Here is a 15552-nt window from a genome sequence, read left to right on the forward strand (position 1 = left end):
TTGTCCGACACTAATATTGTTAAATAAAGTTATCGTTAACTTAATTATTATTGAATCTCGTACTTTGAAGGAGCGCTCACTTATGATTCACACCCATGACATCAAAACGGAAATAAAAGAACATTGGGAAGGACACATTCTGCCATTCTGGTCCTCCCTCAAAGATCGTACCCACGGTGGATTCTACGGTTGGGTCGGCCATGATCTTCAGGTCGATCCACTCGCTCCCAAAGGCGGAATCGCCACGGCACGGCAATTATGGTCTTTTGCTGCGGCCTATCGGGTTACCGGAAATGAAGTCTGGCGCGAGCACGCTGAACACGCTTACCGTTTCCTTGTAGATCATGTGATGGACATGGAATATGGCGGAATGTACTGGATGGTGGATGCCAAAGGGGAACCACTGGACACGAGTAAACATGTGTATACCCAATCCTTTGGGGTGTATTCACTGAGCGAGTACTATCGTGCCACCGGGGATGTATCTGCGTTAGAACTTGCGAAATCGCTTTTTGCTCTAATTGAGAATCAAGGCCTGAATACGGCATTGCCTGCGTACAAGGAACAGTTTGACCGATTCTGGAATGAACAGCCCAATGAAATGCTGAGCGAAAATGGTGTGATCGCGGATTATACGATGAATACGCATATTCATGTGCTGGAAGCATACACCACGCTCTATCGCGTGTGGCCGGATCAGCAGGTGAAGACGGCACTGGAACGCCTGCTCGGCATCTTATATGAACGCGTGTATGACAAGGATACGAAGTTTCTTGGGGTATTTTTCAACCAGGATTGGGAACCCATTATCGATCTGCGCTCATTCGGGCATGACATTGAAGCCAGCTGGCTGATTGACGAAACATTGAAAGTGCTGGGGCTGGAGCAGCATCCGGAGTATTCCGCATTGGTTACGGATATTGCCTATAACATTTCCAATGTGGCTGTACAGGCCGATGGCTCTCTGATGAACGAACAAGAGGGTGACCATGTGGATGAGAAACGGATATGGTGGGTGCAGGCCGAGGCAATGGTCGGCTTCTATAATGCCTATCAGCGTACAGGTGATCCTTTGTTTTTGGAAAGAGTGGAACGCTTGTGGACATATACGAAGAAACATGTTGTCGATCATCGCGCTGGCGGGGAATGGTACTGGTCGGTAGACGGGAACGGTACACCGGACCAAAATGAGATCGCCGGACCGTGGAAATGTCCGTATCACAACAGCAGGTTTTGCATTGAACTAATCGAGAGGATGGGATAACGATGATACACCCCAAATACAATGAATTATTGGAGCAGCAGGAGAAGCTGCTCACGCGTCAAAATGAAATCGATCCTTCATTCTACAACGGCGTATATGATCGGTACCGTTATCCCGTGATCACCCGTCATCATGTGCCGCTGCACTGGAGATTTGATCTGGATGAAACAACGAATCCGCATTTTATGGAGCGTCTGGGCATTAACGCTACGCTTAACCCAGGAGCCATCTATTTCAATGGGAAATATGTGATGGTCATCCGAACCGAGGGATTGGACCGCAAATCCATCTTTGCTCTGGCTGAGAGTGATAACGGCATCGACGGATTCCGCTTCACAGGCAAACCATTAGTGTGGGAAGATATCGATGCAGAAGAGACCAACCAGTATGATATGAGACTTGTTCAGCATGAAGATGGCTGGATCTATGGCATTTACTGCTCGGAGCGCAAAGATCCGGAAGCTCCGGCATTTGATACATCCAGCGCGGTGGCACAAGCAGGACTTGTGCGGACACGAGATCTGGTCAGTTGGGAGCGTCTGCCCAACATCACAACGAGCTCCCCTCAACAACGAAATGTGGTACTGCATCCAGAGTTCGTTGATGGTAAATATGCGTTCTATACACGTCCGCAGGACGGATTCATCTCCACAGGCAGCGGCGGCGGAATTGCCTTCGGTCTGTGCGATGACATTCTGAATCCGGTAATTGATAAAGAGACCATTATCGATGAACGCAAATACCATACGGTATACGAAGTGAAAAATGGCCAGGGCCCTGCTCCGCTTAAAACGGATCGCGGCTGGATTCACATTGCCCACGGGGTGCGCAATACGGCGGCGGGTCTTCGCTATGTGCTATACACGTTCGCCACGGATCTGAATGATCCGGCACGCATCATCGCCAAGCCAGGCGGGCACTTCATTGCTCCTTATGACGACGAGCGTGTAGGCGATGTGTCCAATGTTATTTTCTGCAACGGTGCGGTGGTCAACGATAAGGGTGAGGTTTTTATTTATTATGCATCCAGTGATACCCGCTGTCATGTGGCCGCAACGACGCTTGATCAACTGGTCGATTACACCTTCAATACCCCGGCTGATCCGTACCGTTCCCTGGATTGCGCCAGCCAGCGCGGTGACTTGATTGAGCGGAACGAGAAGCTTCTCCAAAAGGCAATGGCTTAAATTCGAAGAACAGCCTTCAGACGGAAAATGCAGCATGTTGAAAAATTAGCGCAATGCCAATTAGAATTTCTTTATTCCATGTGGGTAACGATGTATACTAATATGGATTGTTGTTATGTTTGAAGGAAGCGCTAACCATAATGACAGCACATTGTACGTAAACCGGCTTGAAGGAGGCGACCAAAGCTGAAGAACAATATCACCATGCGGGATATCGCCGACAAGCTCGGAGTTAGCAGTGTGACGGTCTCGAAAGCATTAAATGATAAAGATGGCGTCAGTGGCGAATTAAAGGAAAAGATCAAAGTTCTTGCCGTTCAGATGGGCTACCGGTATAACGCCGCGGCCCGTTCGATGAAGGAAGGCTTGACTCATAATATTGGTGTTATTATCCCGGAACGTTTCACCGGTCCTACCCAATCGTTCTATGTACGTGTATTCCAGCGCATCACCAAACATCTGGAGGATCAGGGGTATTACGGCATTCTGCACATTCTGAATGTCCAGGACGAAGAGGAATTAACGCTGCCCAAGCTCTATAGTGACAACAAAGTGGACGGATTCATTGTACTTGGTCAAGTCAGCAAAGAATATATTGAGCTCGTCCAGTCCATGGACGTTCCCAAAATGTTTCTCGATTTCTACGATGAGCATTCTGATATTGATTCGGTCGTTACCGATAACTTTTACGCTGCGTATGAGCTGACGAACTACCTGGTTCAACAAGGACATCGCCGCATCGCCTATGTGGGGAATCTCTATTCTACAAGCAGCATTCAGGACCGATTCCTCGGTTATTACAAATCATTGCTGGAGCATCGATTACCGATGAATCCGGATCTTGTTCTTAATGACCGCGATGATCGAGGTACGTTTATTGAAATTGATCTGCCGGAGCAGCTGCCTACCGCTTTTGTATGCAACTGTGATCAGGTTGCTCATCTGCTTGTTCAGAAACTGACTTCACTGGGTATTCAAGTGCCCGCACAATGCTCTGTGGTGGGATTCGATAATGATATCTATGCCACACTGTCCGATCCCAAGCTGACAACGGTCGAGGTAGATGTGGAACAGATGGCGCGGACTGCGGTTCACTCCATGCTCAAAAAGATTGATAACCCGAGTCGCAGCTTCGGCCGCGTACACGTGAAGGGCAATATCATTTATCGTGATTCAGTGAGTGCAGCACCTGCCCTTTCGGAAGACGCGTCTAACTAAAAAAAGGAACAAAGACTCCCTGTCCCACAAAAAGAGTGCTCCCGGCCATTACGGCTGCTGGAGCACTCTTTGTCTATGAAAAAACGAGGAAGTGGTCAGCAACCGCTGTAGATCACGGCCCCTCTCCAATCGATTCAAAATACTTGAATCCGGTTGCAATCTAGTAACTCGTCTTCAGCCAATTGTCTTTGGACCAGGTTAATTTGCCCGCACCTGCTCCGCTTGAACTGGTGAGGCGTGTGTTCAGCGTCGTTGGATCATCCGTAGTGTAACTGTAAGGAAGTGACGAGAATCCGTTCCAGGAGAAAACTTTCACTGCAGCCGGAACCGGGCTAAGCGGACTGCCGGACGTATCACTGTTCCCACGGAATGAGCTTCCATCCAGAGAATACATCGTGTCGTTCACCTGAATTTTACCGGTATACGTTGCATCAGCCGGGTCTGTCTGGTTATTGCGAACCGGGAACAGTACGTCTTTGATCACCGATTTTTCGACCAGCACTGCGCCGCTTTCGGTGGAGATCGCTCCGTTACCGATGATATCAAAATGATATCCTTTGGACGAAATCGCCGTTGCCATCGCCGAAGTGATTCTGGATTTGGCCGCACGTGCCCCTGTCGCATCCATCACGATATTGTAGGCATGCGCATTCCCTCCACGCAGGCGTGGCATCCTGTCCTGAATATCCCTGTACAGGTTATGGTGCAGCGTCATGGACAGATTGACATTAGCCGATTCCAGACTGGTGGAACCGACCAGATGCCCTTTTTTCTGCGGTCCCGAAATGGCGATAATGTCCGCTTTGCTGAGGCCTACAGCACTGCTGCGCAGGTAGTTATACATCGGATAGGAAGCTTTGTTCGCTTCCAATTCGTTGATTTGCTGAGTGACCCAGCTATTCGAGCTGCCATCATCCCCTTTGAAAAGAGACCAGGAGATGGTCACGCCGCTGGTTCCTTTTTTCGAATCAACAAGCCCGTCATAGGCTTTATTAAAGGTACAGTGATCAATCCATACGTTGTTGTTCTCTTCAAGGGTGATGTAATCCCAGTCGTTTTTGTCGTAGTCGCCTTTGGTTGCTTCATCCCATTCCCATAACTCATCGAATTCGAGATTGCGGATGATGACGTTGGAACTGCGTTTGACGCTGATGGCTGCGTGTTTGATCTTGGCCCCGTTGGCTGAGAAAATGGTCAGGCCATTAAAGCTGTCGATCGTCAGCTTGCTGACACCCGTTTGTTTCAGTACCGGATGAGTCAGAGCATCATTATGCTTGGCAAAAGGCGATGTCTGTGCAGCGCTCGAAATTTCGTTCCACCCCAAATTCAGGTCGTTCATAATCTCGACGACTTTGACCCCGGAGTTCTTTTTCAGCGCCGCAGCCAGATCCGTTGCATTGTATACCTTCTTATACTTGGACGTATCCGATTCGCTGATGGTACCCCCGCCCGTGTTCCCTTGGGAGAAACCTGTCAGATTGTAATCTGCATTGCCAGCCGCGCGTACACTTGTCGGTCCAGACAGTAGGGTAAAGCCCAACGTCAGAGCCAGCGCGGCACTGCACCATGTTCGAATTTTGCTTTTCATAAATCCATTCCTCCCTAATTATAATGATAACGCCCTCCATCTCTGCCACTGCATGTCACGAAGGTCTTGTCCTCAATGTAAATGCTGGAAGCGATTACAACAATAATCCTTATCTCAGATTCTATGTATATGTGATCTCATCTTCAGGGATTGTACCGTATGCAACCTGGCATCGTTCGCACTTAACTTGGGGTGAGGGACCCTACAGTGGATTAGGGGTGTCATGTTTATTGATGTTTTGCTTGTACTTAAGATGTTAATAAAGAGTGTGAAATGATATATAGCTCAAGTTATGCTGCAGCCTATTTATAAAAATGAACATATTTTTATAAATAGGTCTATAGATTGATTCTTTTTTAACTAAAAAGCAGGCCTGCACCTGCTGCAGACCTGCCATAATTTATCTTTTGATGGAACGTGTCCAGAACCCACCATGGAACTGTTTGGGTTCGACGGTAATGACAAATGCTTTGGGATCCAGATTCAGAATCGTCTGATACAGCAGCTTCTGGTTTTTGCGTTTCGCCAAAATTTCCATAACCAGCCGATCTCCATCACGCCCACTGCCAACCCAGGCGGTAACGCCGTATCCTTTATCCCGCAAAGCGTTCGCTACATCTCCGCCCATCTGGTTACAAATAACCTTAACGGTAACGTAACCGAGCGCAATCTTCTCCTCGATCCAGGCACCCAGCAAAACCCCTAGACCGTAACCAACAGCATATACGATTAACGCAGAAGGTTGCTTTAGATAATTGAGTACCAGATTCAGGCCGAGTACATAGATTACAATTTCGCCCATACTGATGAGCGCAGCAATATATTTCTGTCCTTTGAGCGTCAGAATCATCCGAAGTGTATATGCGGATACATACACAATCTGGATCAAAAAGATAAATATCAATATTTTAAACAATCGCAATCCCTCTTTCCTGACTTTCACAACGGAATGGGCCGTTTGTTGCGCGCCTTCTTTCCGCTTCCTCTGCATGTCATTTACGCTTCTGCGTGTTTACTCTATCTCCATCATTGGACGTTATGCGGTCATTTTAAACGGTTGAACGTAAATTGGACTGCATTTTCTATTCTTTGCCCACTGGCAAGCCGGAACTGCCATTATAGAGCCCTTTCTGCGCATTATCAACCCGACGTGAGACCCAGGGGCGAAAATCGGCGTGACTGAATATGCTGAACCAACAGCAATTGGATTGAGGCGTACAGGCAAACAGGTTCGGGAAACGACGGCTACCAATCCGCTAGGGAAAAGGAATGGAAGATTTGAAGTTTCCTCCAAAAAAAAATTTAACTACTGATACACGCTTGGACTCTATCGGCGCCCCAGTATATTGATCGTATACTCTAAGTTATGAACAAGAATTCAGGATACTAATGTACACAAGAGATTGCGATTTTGTAAAAGAAATAGGAAAAATAAAAAGACACTCGTCTGAGCGTCTTTATGCTGGTATAATTTAATTTGTACAGCCAATTTGTGGTGGGTAATGATCATCTCCTAAGAAAGGAGGTGATCGTATGAACTTCACTTTCAACGACGTACTCGTGTTCGCAATGTTCATTCTTGCATTGTTAACTTACATTGATCGTAGAAAGAAGTGACCCGCCACAGGTTGAGAGCCAAAGTGCGGGTCATTTCAGTCGTCTATGCACCACTCTGAGGTGATCACACCGCAAATACTGTGCAGGAGTAGCCATTGGCGTGGCTACTCTTATTTTTGTCTTACTTCCATTTTATTAAACATTATCGGAAGTTACAACCTTTAAAATGCTTTAAAATACTTTTAAAGTGCTCTGCCGTCAGGTGTTTCTACATTTTTTCTTCTTTTTCAGTCCCATCGAAACCGGATTGGCTTTAAGCAACTTTTCTTCACATATACATCTTCTACACTTCACATTCAACCTCAACCTGCTACCGCCCGCCTTAACCTTCAACCGTTACAGATGCTCGTTTCACCCGATGCAGCATCGTCCAGAACAGCGCATTGATCACGACCAGAAGCGCCACATAGATCCAGATGCCTGCCGGTATGGTGCGGATGAATACATGTAATCCCCATAACAGAGCGATGAGCGGAAAGAAAGCAAAGATGAGCCAGCCGTCACTCTGCCCGGCCACACTGAAGGATTGGGAGAACGGCGGTTTTCGCATTAACCACTTTCCAGACAGCGGGATAAGTGCAGTTGCCACCAAAAATATAACGACCAGATCCGGAAGAATTCTTAACCCAAAGGTCCACACAAATACGATCGCGTTCAATATAAATACGGGCAGAAACATATTGCATAAGAAAGCTTTCAGCGCACCACTATATAACACATTCTCGTTGGTCAAAGGGGCTGCCCGGAAGGTCCAAAATGCCTTGTATTGCCCGGAATACTTCAGCATGGTCACAACTGTCACAATCAGCAGGAGCACAATATAGAGCGTGTAAAAGAAAGAGCTTTCCCTGAAATCTGCCCACGAGGAGCTCTGCAATTGGGTGAGCCAGAATACATAGGGCAATACAAAAGATAAACCAACCGAAGGGTATACCTTCAGTTTAAACTCCCTTTCACTCCGCATCATACTGGCAGACAAACGAAAGCACGCCTGCTCCTCTCTCGAACGGGAGAACACCTTCGCCATGATGCGATCCCATCCCCCACGTCTTCGTCCAGAGGCCTGACCTGCGTGTGCCATTTTCTCCAGATACAATTCGAAGGAAGGCATCAGCTTCACGTACACCAACAGACTGACCATTGGAACGATAAGTGCAAGCGCCGAGAACGTATACAGCCAGGCACCTCCGCCACCGCCGATCAGCAGCTCAAATGCCGCTGCATACCATACCGGAGGCAGCAGTAACTGCCACCAGGCAGGTGTGAATACCATATTAAAATCGATGATGCTGAACGAACGTATGACCAGCTGATATCCTGCGGCGATTCCGACCGAGAGCAGAATCTGCACCATATTAATCATGTCCTTCAGCCTCTCGCCATCCAGAAACTTCATCATGAATAGATAGGTCAGGGACGTGGTCACCAGAATCAACATATTAATCAGAATCAGTTCCACCAGAAAAAGCAGGAAAAAGCCGATCCCGTAAGTAATCAACCCCGCTACCAGCGGCGCAGCCGTCAGAGAACCTGTCAGGAGCAGCAGATAGACACCTGCGTGGATGGCACGAGCCATCCCAACAGTGCGTCCGTTTACCGGCTTGGTCATGATGATATTACGATCCCGAATATCGAGCAGTACCGAAGAAAAGTCCGAAATCATGGAGGTCATGATCATAAACATCAGCATGGCGGTCACTAGGCCCATCTGGAGCATAAAATGCCCCGTATCCCAGATAATCAACGGAACCAGTATCAGCCCCATCAGTGCATATAACCCGAGGGAACGCAGATACAGATTGCCTTCTTTCTGCTCCTTATTGCCATTGCGTGCTGACAATACCGTGGGTACTCTCCGCTGATCCATCTGGAACTTCACCCGTAGAATCAAACGCAGTTCATCATAATCCGCCCCTGTTTTCGCGATGACAGACCGAAAACGGTCCAGAATCTTCAGCGTGCGAAAGTCGGAGGATTCCGCCATATCAGTACACCTCCTGCACGATGGACACAAAGCGTTCTGCAATTGCCCGATGCTCATTGAAGCCCGTCAGCTGATTGAATACTTCCTCCAGTGAGCCTTCCATGGATTGCTGTTGGAGCTGCTTGAACGTACCATCCGCCATCACGCGTCCTTCGGCAATCAGGACGATACGGCTGCTGATCTTCTCCACCACATCCATGATGTGTGACGAATAGAATATCGTTGTGCCTTTGGCTGACAACTGTGTCAAAATCTCCTTGACCACCATGACACTGTTGGCATCCAGTCCGCTGAGCGGTTCATCCAGGAACAACAGGTCCGGGTCATGCAGCAGCGCCGAGATCAGCAGCACTTTCTGACGCATGCCTTTGGAGAAGGAGGCAATGCGGGAATGATAGGATTTTTCCAGTCCAAAACAGTCCATTAGCAATTTCGCCTTATAATCGGCATCTTCATAGGACAACCCGTACAATTCTCCTGTAAACGTCAAATATTCTGCCGGGGTTAATTGTTCGTATAGCTCCGCAACTTCCGGTACATAACCGATTCTGCGTTTATATTCCACGTCACCGTCCGCGATATCCTTGCCAAAGATGCGAACCGTACCCACATATCCCTCCACCAGTCCGAGCAAAATCTTGACCGTTGTGCTTTTGCCCGCACCATTCGGACCGATATATCCGATCATCTCGCCACGATTCACTTCCAGATCAATACCATTGAGCACATATCGCCCGTTATACTGCATACGCAAGCCTTCAATTGACAGTACTTGTTTTTCACTCACTTCGTTATCCAGCCCCTGTCTCTACGATTTCTATAATTCTACTAGTTTACCACAGATTAGGATGGTAATGATCAGAAATGCATCGCAACACGAGAAATCCTCTGAACATCATCTCAGGACGAGTATTCACGTAACAATCGTTAAAACATCACAAAACCCTTGTCTCACCTATAGGTGCAGGACAAGGGTTTCACAAGATCATCTCGATGAATAATCTTTCACTTTAAAATAATTCTTTATTGAACCTTAACCATCTGGAATTGCTGATTCGTACCGCCATTATCTGTCCACTGGATGGCTGCTGCCCCGTCTGCCAGGGATTGTCCGGAAATATCAAGCACCTTGCCTGTGCTGCGGTTTTTCAATTTGTAATAACCACCACCGACACGAACCAACTGCCATTGCTGACTGGCCCAGCCGCCATCGTTCCACTGTTCAATAACCGCTCCATCTGCTGTAGAGCCATTCTCTACACCGATCAGCTTGCCGCTGGATCGGTTGATGATTTTGACATACCCGCCACCCGCATCCGTGATCTGCCACTGCTGACTGGCCCAGCCGCCATCTGCCCGCTGCTCCAGATCGGCACCGTTATCCGCAGAACCCCCGATGACATTAAGCAATTTATTGCTTTTGCGACTAATGAATTGATACGAATCATTCGTGTCCCATACATCAGGCGTATCCACCCCGGTTACGGAACCCGTGGCTGCATCAATGGTAATACTGCTTGCCCAGTTCATCGCCAGACTGGTTGCACTTGGGAAAGACAACGGCAGCCACACATACTTGGAGTCCTGCACCGGCCCGCTCCAGGCGCCAGCCCAGCGATCACCCATATAGAGATAGGAGGTTGTCTGTGAGCCTTCCACCGGAAGCACGTAGGTTGATTGAGAACCATAGGTTGTATTGTCTCCAAAGTTGCTCAAGCCGCTCCACGTGCCAGTTATGCTGGAGGCAGTCGCATATTTGGCCTGATTCGGATTCCACCCCGTAGCCCCGGATGTGATCAGGAAGTAGACGCCACCCTTTTTGAACATGGCAGGCGCCTCACGATATTGACCCGGCCACAGCGTCTTTACGAGCGATTCCACACCAAGAAAATCTGGAGTCAGCTTGTAGATATTCAGGTCGGCATTCACTTTGGTCGCTGAGATGAGGTAAGCCGTGCCGTTGTCGTTGTATACCGTCATGTCTCTCGAATCATAGCCAAGCGGCCGATAGCTGCCCACATACGTATAATTGCCATCCACTGTACTTGAGGTCGCTACAGCCACTCTGGCTTCACCATAGTCGACTCCGTTTTCCTTATGCATCCAAAGAACATACTTGCCTGTTGCACTGTTATAGATGACTTTCGGGCGTTCGATGTTGGAAATGTTCAGCTCGGCAGCCGAGCTGCTGGTGAGCACATCATTGCGATACTCCCAGTTTTTCAGATCTGCAGAACGATATACGGAAACCGCCTTGAACGTTCCATTGGGGTTGCGGTTCTCTCCAAACCAGTAATAGTACCCGTTAGCCTTAATCATCCCGCCCCCATGGGCATGGATCACATTACCGTCCGTATCCTTGAACTGTACCCCGTTGGTCACACTGAGTGGAGCAGCGGAAGCCTGTTGTCCTGGAGCGATCAGCATGCCTAGCGATTGTAGCGCCAGGATTAGAGCAAGCAGATAACATAGACGACGAGCGAAACGATGTGAATTTGTTTTCTTTTTCAACCAACCCTCATTCATAGAACATTGCACCTCCACGATTTATTAATAAAGCGCTTACAATAAAATCGATACGTCTCTTCTTCCTCCGATCGATGATGCATTTCATAGATTACTTGTTTCTCAGACTGGCTTGGCACTCACCTCCTGATTACGATTGTATCCGCCATCCCCCTGCTCGAATAGTGAACAATACGGCGGAACATGTACGAATACACACTGAACTTATGGAGCGAACAGCAAAAAGACGCTTCATCCGAAGCGTCCCCTGTTATACACAATTCAAATCCCTATAATATACGTTATCTCTAGCTGCTCTTAGGGTAGCTGCAACTACATGTTGTTCACATTCATTAGCTTGTGTGCTAACGTTATTTCTTAATCTTCGTCGTCAAAATCCTGATCAAACGACAGCACTTTACCCGTGTTCGCATCGACGTCTACATCGGCTTCACCGTTGGCTATTCTCAGTTCCACTTCATAAACATAACGGCCGTTATCATGATCCAGTTCGATTTCGGTTACTTTTCCGCCTGTCACCTGTTTCAGGGCAATGTTCGAAGCTTGTGCCTCTGTCAGTTTAACCTGTTTTGAAGCAGCTTGATTGGAAGACGTACCTGCCACAGTGCCATTATAATCATCGTCGTCATCGTAATCTTCATCATCGACTACAGCAAGGATTTTACCTGTGTAGGCATCCAAACGAACGACAACGTCGTTGCTTCCTTTTTTGTCGATTTCAACTTCATAGAACGTTTGTCCGTTTCTGCGCTCCAGATCCACATCATCCACTTTGCCATCAGTTGCTTTCAAGGCTGCTTCTTTTGCCTGTGCGACCGTCAGCAACTTACCTGTGTTGTTCTGGGTCTGTGTTACTGACTGTGTAGTAGATGTTTGCGTAGGCTGTACCGATTGTCCGTTTACACTCCCACTAGCCGCAACGGCTGATCCTCCGAGCAGCACCGCTGCCGACAAGCTGCCAATCCATAGTTTATGTTTGTTCATCATCATCGTTCATCTCCTCGTTGTTGTTCTCGTTCTCGTCTACAGTTATAGATTAACCTGTACGAATGAGAGTTCAGCGAGAGTCAGATTAGAATTTGATGAGAACATGAGTGAGAACCTCACAGAATGGCTTCTATACCTATACCTTTAATCCTCGTCATCATCCCAAGTGACCGAACGAATCGCACCTGAAATGGCATTCACCTGCACAATGGCCTCACGACCGTCATCCAGGTCAATTTCAACCAGATAATACGGATTGCCACTGTTTGTTCCACGGAGTTCGATATCATCCACTTCACCTGGAACCTTAGCCAGTGCCTTCTGCTTTGCTTCTTTTTCGCTCAGAAATGAAGTCTTGGTGCCTTCCCCTGTCGTCGGGTCGGGTGAAGATGCTTCCAGTGTCTTTGAAGACTGTTTCTCTCCGTTATACGGATCAATGGTCCATTGCTCACGACCATTGTCCTTCATCTTGAATACCGCCAGATACACCGGGCTTCCCTGCTGCTCGACCAGTTCAAGTGATACCAGCTCGGCATTCGTTTGTTTCAGCAATTCCGTCTTGATCTGTTCCCGGCTCCATAACGTTTTCTCCTCGGCTTGAGGGTTGGACTCCAGCCGTTTAATGGAATTCACGGTCGCCGTAACCGCATCCACTTGTACGTCATACAGTCCGGTTTCCGAGCGGAGCTGCATGATATAGGCCCCGTCCTTTAACGTGGAATTCACGATTTCTCCCGGATATTGATCCAAGACCGATTGGGCCGCTGCATCTGCTGTTAACGACACGCGTTCAGATTGCCAGGGCTTCCACCACATGATCGCTACAACCACAAGGAGAGCCAGGAGCCCCGAACTCCACCAAAATGAACTTCTTGGCTTCGCCCATCCTTTGCGTCGTTGTTCTTCCCGTTTCATTTCCGGACGCCCCTCATGCTCTTCCATTTTGTTCCCCCCTTACTCACTCTCTTATAATCCGAAATCGTACTGTGTTTACCAGTATATAAGAGAAGAATGAGAATTTCATGAGAGCGGCCCGTTCTGTAGGGATGTCGGCAAAATAATGGAAGCCTCGGTTCCTCTGCCCTCGGTACTGTTCAGTTCAATACGTGCGCCCACGGCCTCGGCAATATCTTTGGCAAGGGACAGTCCCAAGCCCGAACCGCTTGTTCCGCCGCTGCGTGTTCTGGCCTGATCAACGCGATAGAATCGGTCAAACACTTTGGACAATTCCTCTTCCCGCATGCCGATTCCCGTATCCACAATACGTATTCGACATTCCTGCCCCTTTGTCTCCAGCCTGACTTCAATGGCATCCTCACTATACTTACGGGCATTGTCCAGCAAAATAAATAGCAGCTGCTTCAGCTTGCTCCCATCGCTAATCGCCCATATTCTGCCCGGATCGTCGCAGTGCACTTCCCGATGGTAGGCTTCGTGAAATGCACGTGTGGTATCCAGCGCAAGCCGGGTGATATCCACCCGCTCCAGCTGCACATTCCACTGCTCTGGCTGCTTCGCCAGCAATAGCAGCTGTTCGGTCATCTCCCGCATGCGCACGGATTCGGACAGAATGGCTTCCACCGCCTCGTCGAATACTTCGGGTCGATCCTTACCCCTTCGTTGCAGCAGACTGGCATAACTTTCAATGATGGTGAGTGGTGTTTTCAGTTCATGAGAAGCATCAGAAACAAAGCGCTCCTGCCGCTCGAAGTTGGATTCAAGCAGATCCATCATACGGTTGAACGTCTGCCCCATCGTTTTCAGCTCATCCTTCGATTTTTCGTCGAGCGGAAGCCGCTTGAACTGGCCGCTTGACTGAATATCACTCATCGTGCGTGTCATCTGCTGGATCGGCCGTGTCATCCGGTTCGCCAAAATACGACTGGAGATGATGGCTGGAATCAGCGCGATGATGGTTACAGCAACCAGAACTGTACGAAGCACAGACAGGCGATTCTCGGTATCTTCAATGCTCTCGGTGACTTGTAGATTCACCACTTCCCCGTCCGGCCAGATCACTGGAACAGAGACCCAGACATAACCGATTTGCTCAACTTGGGTATACTCGGATTTCTTTTCACTTTCGTATTTGTAGGATAGCTTGCTCAGCTGCTCCTCTGCCGAGGTCGTCACCGGCGGGGAGCTGGTGCCGTCTTCATTGACGATTCGGAGCATGCCATCCAGCGGCGCGTAGGCCCGGAGCAAGTCGTCCGGCGGAATGGAGCCGGCAGACTGGCGCACTCCTTTTACAATAGACTCGGCCTCAGCTTCAACCCGCTTGATCTCGTTATCGATCGACATCCGTTCAAACACGATATACACCGACAGGTTGACGGCAATCAGCAGCACGGCGAACAATACGGACGAGTATCCGTAAATTTTGCTGCGCAGACTCATACTTGCTCCTTCAGGACGTAACCCACACCTCGAACCGTATGTATTAAGGGTGGTGTGAATCCGTTATCGACTTTTTTGCGCACATAACGGATATACACATCCACCACATTGGTATCTCCATAATAATCGTATCCCCAGACAGCCTGAACAATCTGGTCCCGGCTGAGCACCTGGCGCTGGTTTTGCAGCAAATATACCAACAGATCGAACTCACGCGGGGTAAGCTCAATTGGTTTACCATCCCGGGATACCTCGCGGGTTCCTTCATTTAGTTTTAAATTGCCTGCGGTGAGCCAGCCTGTCTTGTGTTCCGCCGTATGCTCCGACGACTCTGCCGTAACCCGTGTGACCGAAGAGGAGGATCGGGCAGCAGCCGATGCAGCACTCAGTCGCAGTGCCGCGCGCACTCTCGCGAGCAGTTCTTCAATGCGGAATGGCTTCGTGATGTAGTCGTTAGCACCGAGATCGAGTCCGGATACTTTGTCTTCCACAGAATCTTTGGCTGTAAGCATCAGAATGGGCACCATCGCATCTTTGGCTCGAATCCGCCGCAACACCTCAATCCCACTCAGACCCGGCAGCATAACATCCAGCAAGATCAGATCCCATTGTCCATCCACATACCTCTCCAGCCCTTCCGTTCCGCTGCCAGCCTTGCCTACCTGATATCCCTCGTACTGTAATTCCAGTTCAAGCAAACGTGCAATTTTGGGCTCATCCTCAATCACCAGCACGGCTTCGTTCATGCAGAGCTTCCCCCTCTTTCCGTCATTTCATTCTCTCG

At 48.7% G+C, this 15552-nt stretch carries 12 protein-coding genes; 3 read left to right on the forward strand and 9 right to left on the reverse strand.

All coding sequences use genetic code 11. The features are described from left to right. Nucleotides 1-82 precede the first annotated feature (82 nt). The 3 genes from PPA03S_RS11390 (at nt 83) to PPA03S_RS11400 (ending at nt 3669) form a co-directional block, all read left to right on the forward strand. Nucleotides 83-1264, forward strand: coding sequence for an AGE family epimerase/isomerase (locus tag PPA03S_RS11390; protein WP_062322870.1), 1182 nt, complete (start codon nt 83-85; stop codon nt 1262-1264). Between the two features lie 2 nt (nt 1265-1266). Further along, a complete protein-coding gene (locus PPA03S_RS11395; protein ID WP_062322872.1) occupies nt 1267-2451 on the forward strand; it encodes a glycoside hydrolase family 130 protein in 1185 nt (394 codons plus the stop codon). Nucleotides 2452-2655: 204 nt separating this feature from the next. Then, complete coding sequence (locus tag PPA03S_RS11400) at nt 2656-3669, forward strand: substrate-binding domain-containing protein (RefSeq protein WP_062322875.1); 1014 nt, start codon at nt 2656-2658, stop codon at nt 3667-3669. Nucleotides 3670-3829: 160 nt separating this feature from the next. On the opposite strand, the gene PPA03S_RS11405 is transcribed toward PPA03S_RS11400, so the two are convergent. The 9 genes from PPA03S_RS11405 to PPA03S_RS11445 all read right to left on the reverse strand — a co-directional run bounded on the left by PPA03S_RS11405 (nt 3830) and on the right by PPA03S_RS11445 (nt 15514). Next, nucleotides 3830-5257: a pectate lyase family protein gene (locus PPA03S_RS11405; RefSeq protein WP_062322877.1), complete on the reverse strand. Its 1428-nt coding sequence runs from the start codon at nt 5255-5257 to the stop codon at nt 3830-3832. A 400-nt stretch (nt 5258-5657) separates the two neighbouring features. Further along, on the reverse strand, nt 5658-6173 hold the full coding sequence (locus tag PPA03S_RS11410; RefSeq protein WP_062323197.1) for a DUF2179 domain-containing protein: 516 nt from the start codon (nt 6171-6173) through the stop codon (nt 5658-5660). A gap of 1023 nt (nt 6174-7196) precedes the next feature. Further along, nucleotides 7197-8858: a hypothetical protein gene (locus tag PPA03S_RS11415; protein ID WP_062322879.1), complete on the reverse strand. Its 1662-nt coding sequence runs from the start codon at nt 8856-8858 to the stop codon at nt 7197-7199. A 1-nt stretch (nt 8859) separates the two neighbouring features. Beyond that, a complete protein-coding gene (locus tag PPA03S_RS11420) occupies nt 8860-9645 on the reverse strand; it encodes an ABC transporter ATP-binding protein (protein WP_062322881.1) in 786 nt (261 codons plus the stop codon). Between the two features lie 236 nt (nt 9646-9881). Next, entirely contained in the window at nt 9882-11384 is a 1503-nt protein-coding gene (locus PPA03S_RS11425; protein WP_157284099.1) for an RICIN domain-containing protein, read from the reverse strand. A 357-nt stretch (nt 11385-11741) separates the two neighbouring features. Continuing rightward, nucleotides 11742-12374 (reverse strand): PepSY domain-containing protein, encoded by a 633-nt coding sequence (locus PPA03S_RS11430; protein ID WP_062322883.1) that lies wholly within the window; start codon nt 12372-12374, stop codon nt 11742-11744. Nucleotides 12375-12515: 141 nt separating this feature from the next. Continuing rightward, on the reverse strand, nt 12516-13313 hold the full coding sequence (locus PPA03S_RS32805; protein ID WP_062322885.1) for a PepSY domain-containing protein: 798 nt from the start codon (nt 13311-13313) through the stop codon (nt 12516-12518). 78 nt (nt 13314-13391) lie between these two features. Continuing rightward, nucleotides 13392-14768, reverse strand: coding sequence for a sensor histidine kinase (locus tag PPA03S_RS11440; RefSeq protein ID WP_062322886.1), 1377 nt, complete (start codon nt 14766-14768; stop codon nt 13392-13394). Further along, nucleotides 14765-15514 (reverse strand): response regulator transcription factor, encoded by a 750-nt coding sequence (locus tag PPA03S_RS11445; RefSeq protein WP_062322888.1) that lies wholly within the window; start codon nt 15512-15514, stop codon nt 14765-14767. Before PPA03S_RS11445 ends, PPA03S_RS11440 begins: the two co-directional genes overlap by 4 nt. Between the last annotated feature and the right edge of the window lie 38 nt (nt 15515-15552).

It is taken from the genome of Paenibacillus pabuli NBRC 13638 (assembly GCF_001514495.1).
Taxonomy (GTDB): domain Bacteria; phylum Bacillota; class Bacilli; order Paenibacillales; family Paenibacillaceae; genus Paenibacillus; species Paenibacillus pabuli.

Coding starts and splice junctions, on each gene's coding strand:
- PPA03S_RS11405 (WP_062322877.1), bottom strand. CDS start 5,257: ATGAAAAGCAAAATTCGAACATGGTGCAGTGCCGCGCTGGCTCTGACG.
- PPA03S_RS11430 (WP_062322883.1), bottom strand. CDS start 12,374: ATGATGATGAACAAACATAAACTATGGATTGGCAGCTTGTCGGCAGCG.
- PPA03S_RS11395 (WP_062322872.1), top strand. CDS start 1,267: ATGATACACCCCAAATACAATGAATTATTGGAGCAGCAGGAGAAGCTG.
- PPA03S_RS11415 (WP_062322879.1), bottom strand. CDS start 8,858: ATGGCGGAATCCTCCGACTTTCGCACGCTGAAGATTCTGGACCGTTTT.
- PPA03S_RS11400 (WP_062322875.1), top strand. CDS start 2,656: ATGCGGGATATCGCCGACAAGCTCGGAGTTAGCAGTGTGACGGTCTCG.
- PPA03S_RS11445 (WP_062322888.1), bottom strand. CDS start 15,514: ATGAACGAAGCCGTGCTGGTGATTGAGGATGAGCCCAAAATTGCACGT.
- PPA03S_RS11440 (WP_062322886.1), bottom strand. CDS start 14,768: ATGAGTCTGCGCAGCAAAATTTACGGATACTCGTCCGTATTGTTCGCC.
- PPA03S_RS11390 (WP_062322870.1), top strand. CDS start 83: ATGATTCACACCCATGACATCAAAACGGAAATAAAAGAACATTGGGAA.
- PPA03S_RS11425 (WP_157284099.1), bottom strand. CDS start 11,384: ATGAATGAGGGTTGGTTGAAAAAGAAAACAAATTCACATCGTTTCGCT.
- PPA03S_RS32805 (WP_062322885.1), bottom strand. CDS start 13,313: ATGGAAGAGCATGAGGGGCGTCCGGAAATGAAACGGGAAGAACAACGA.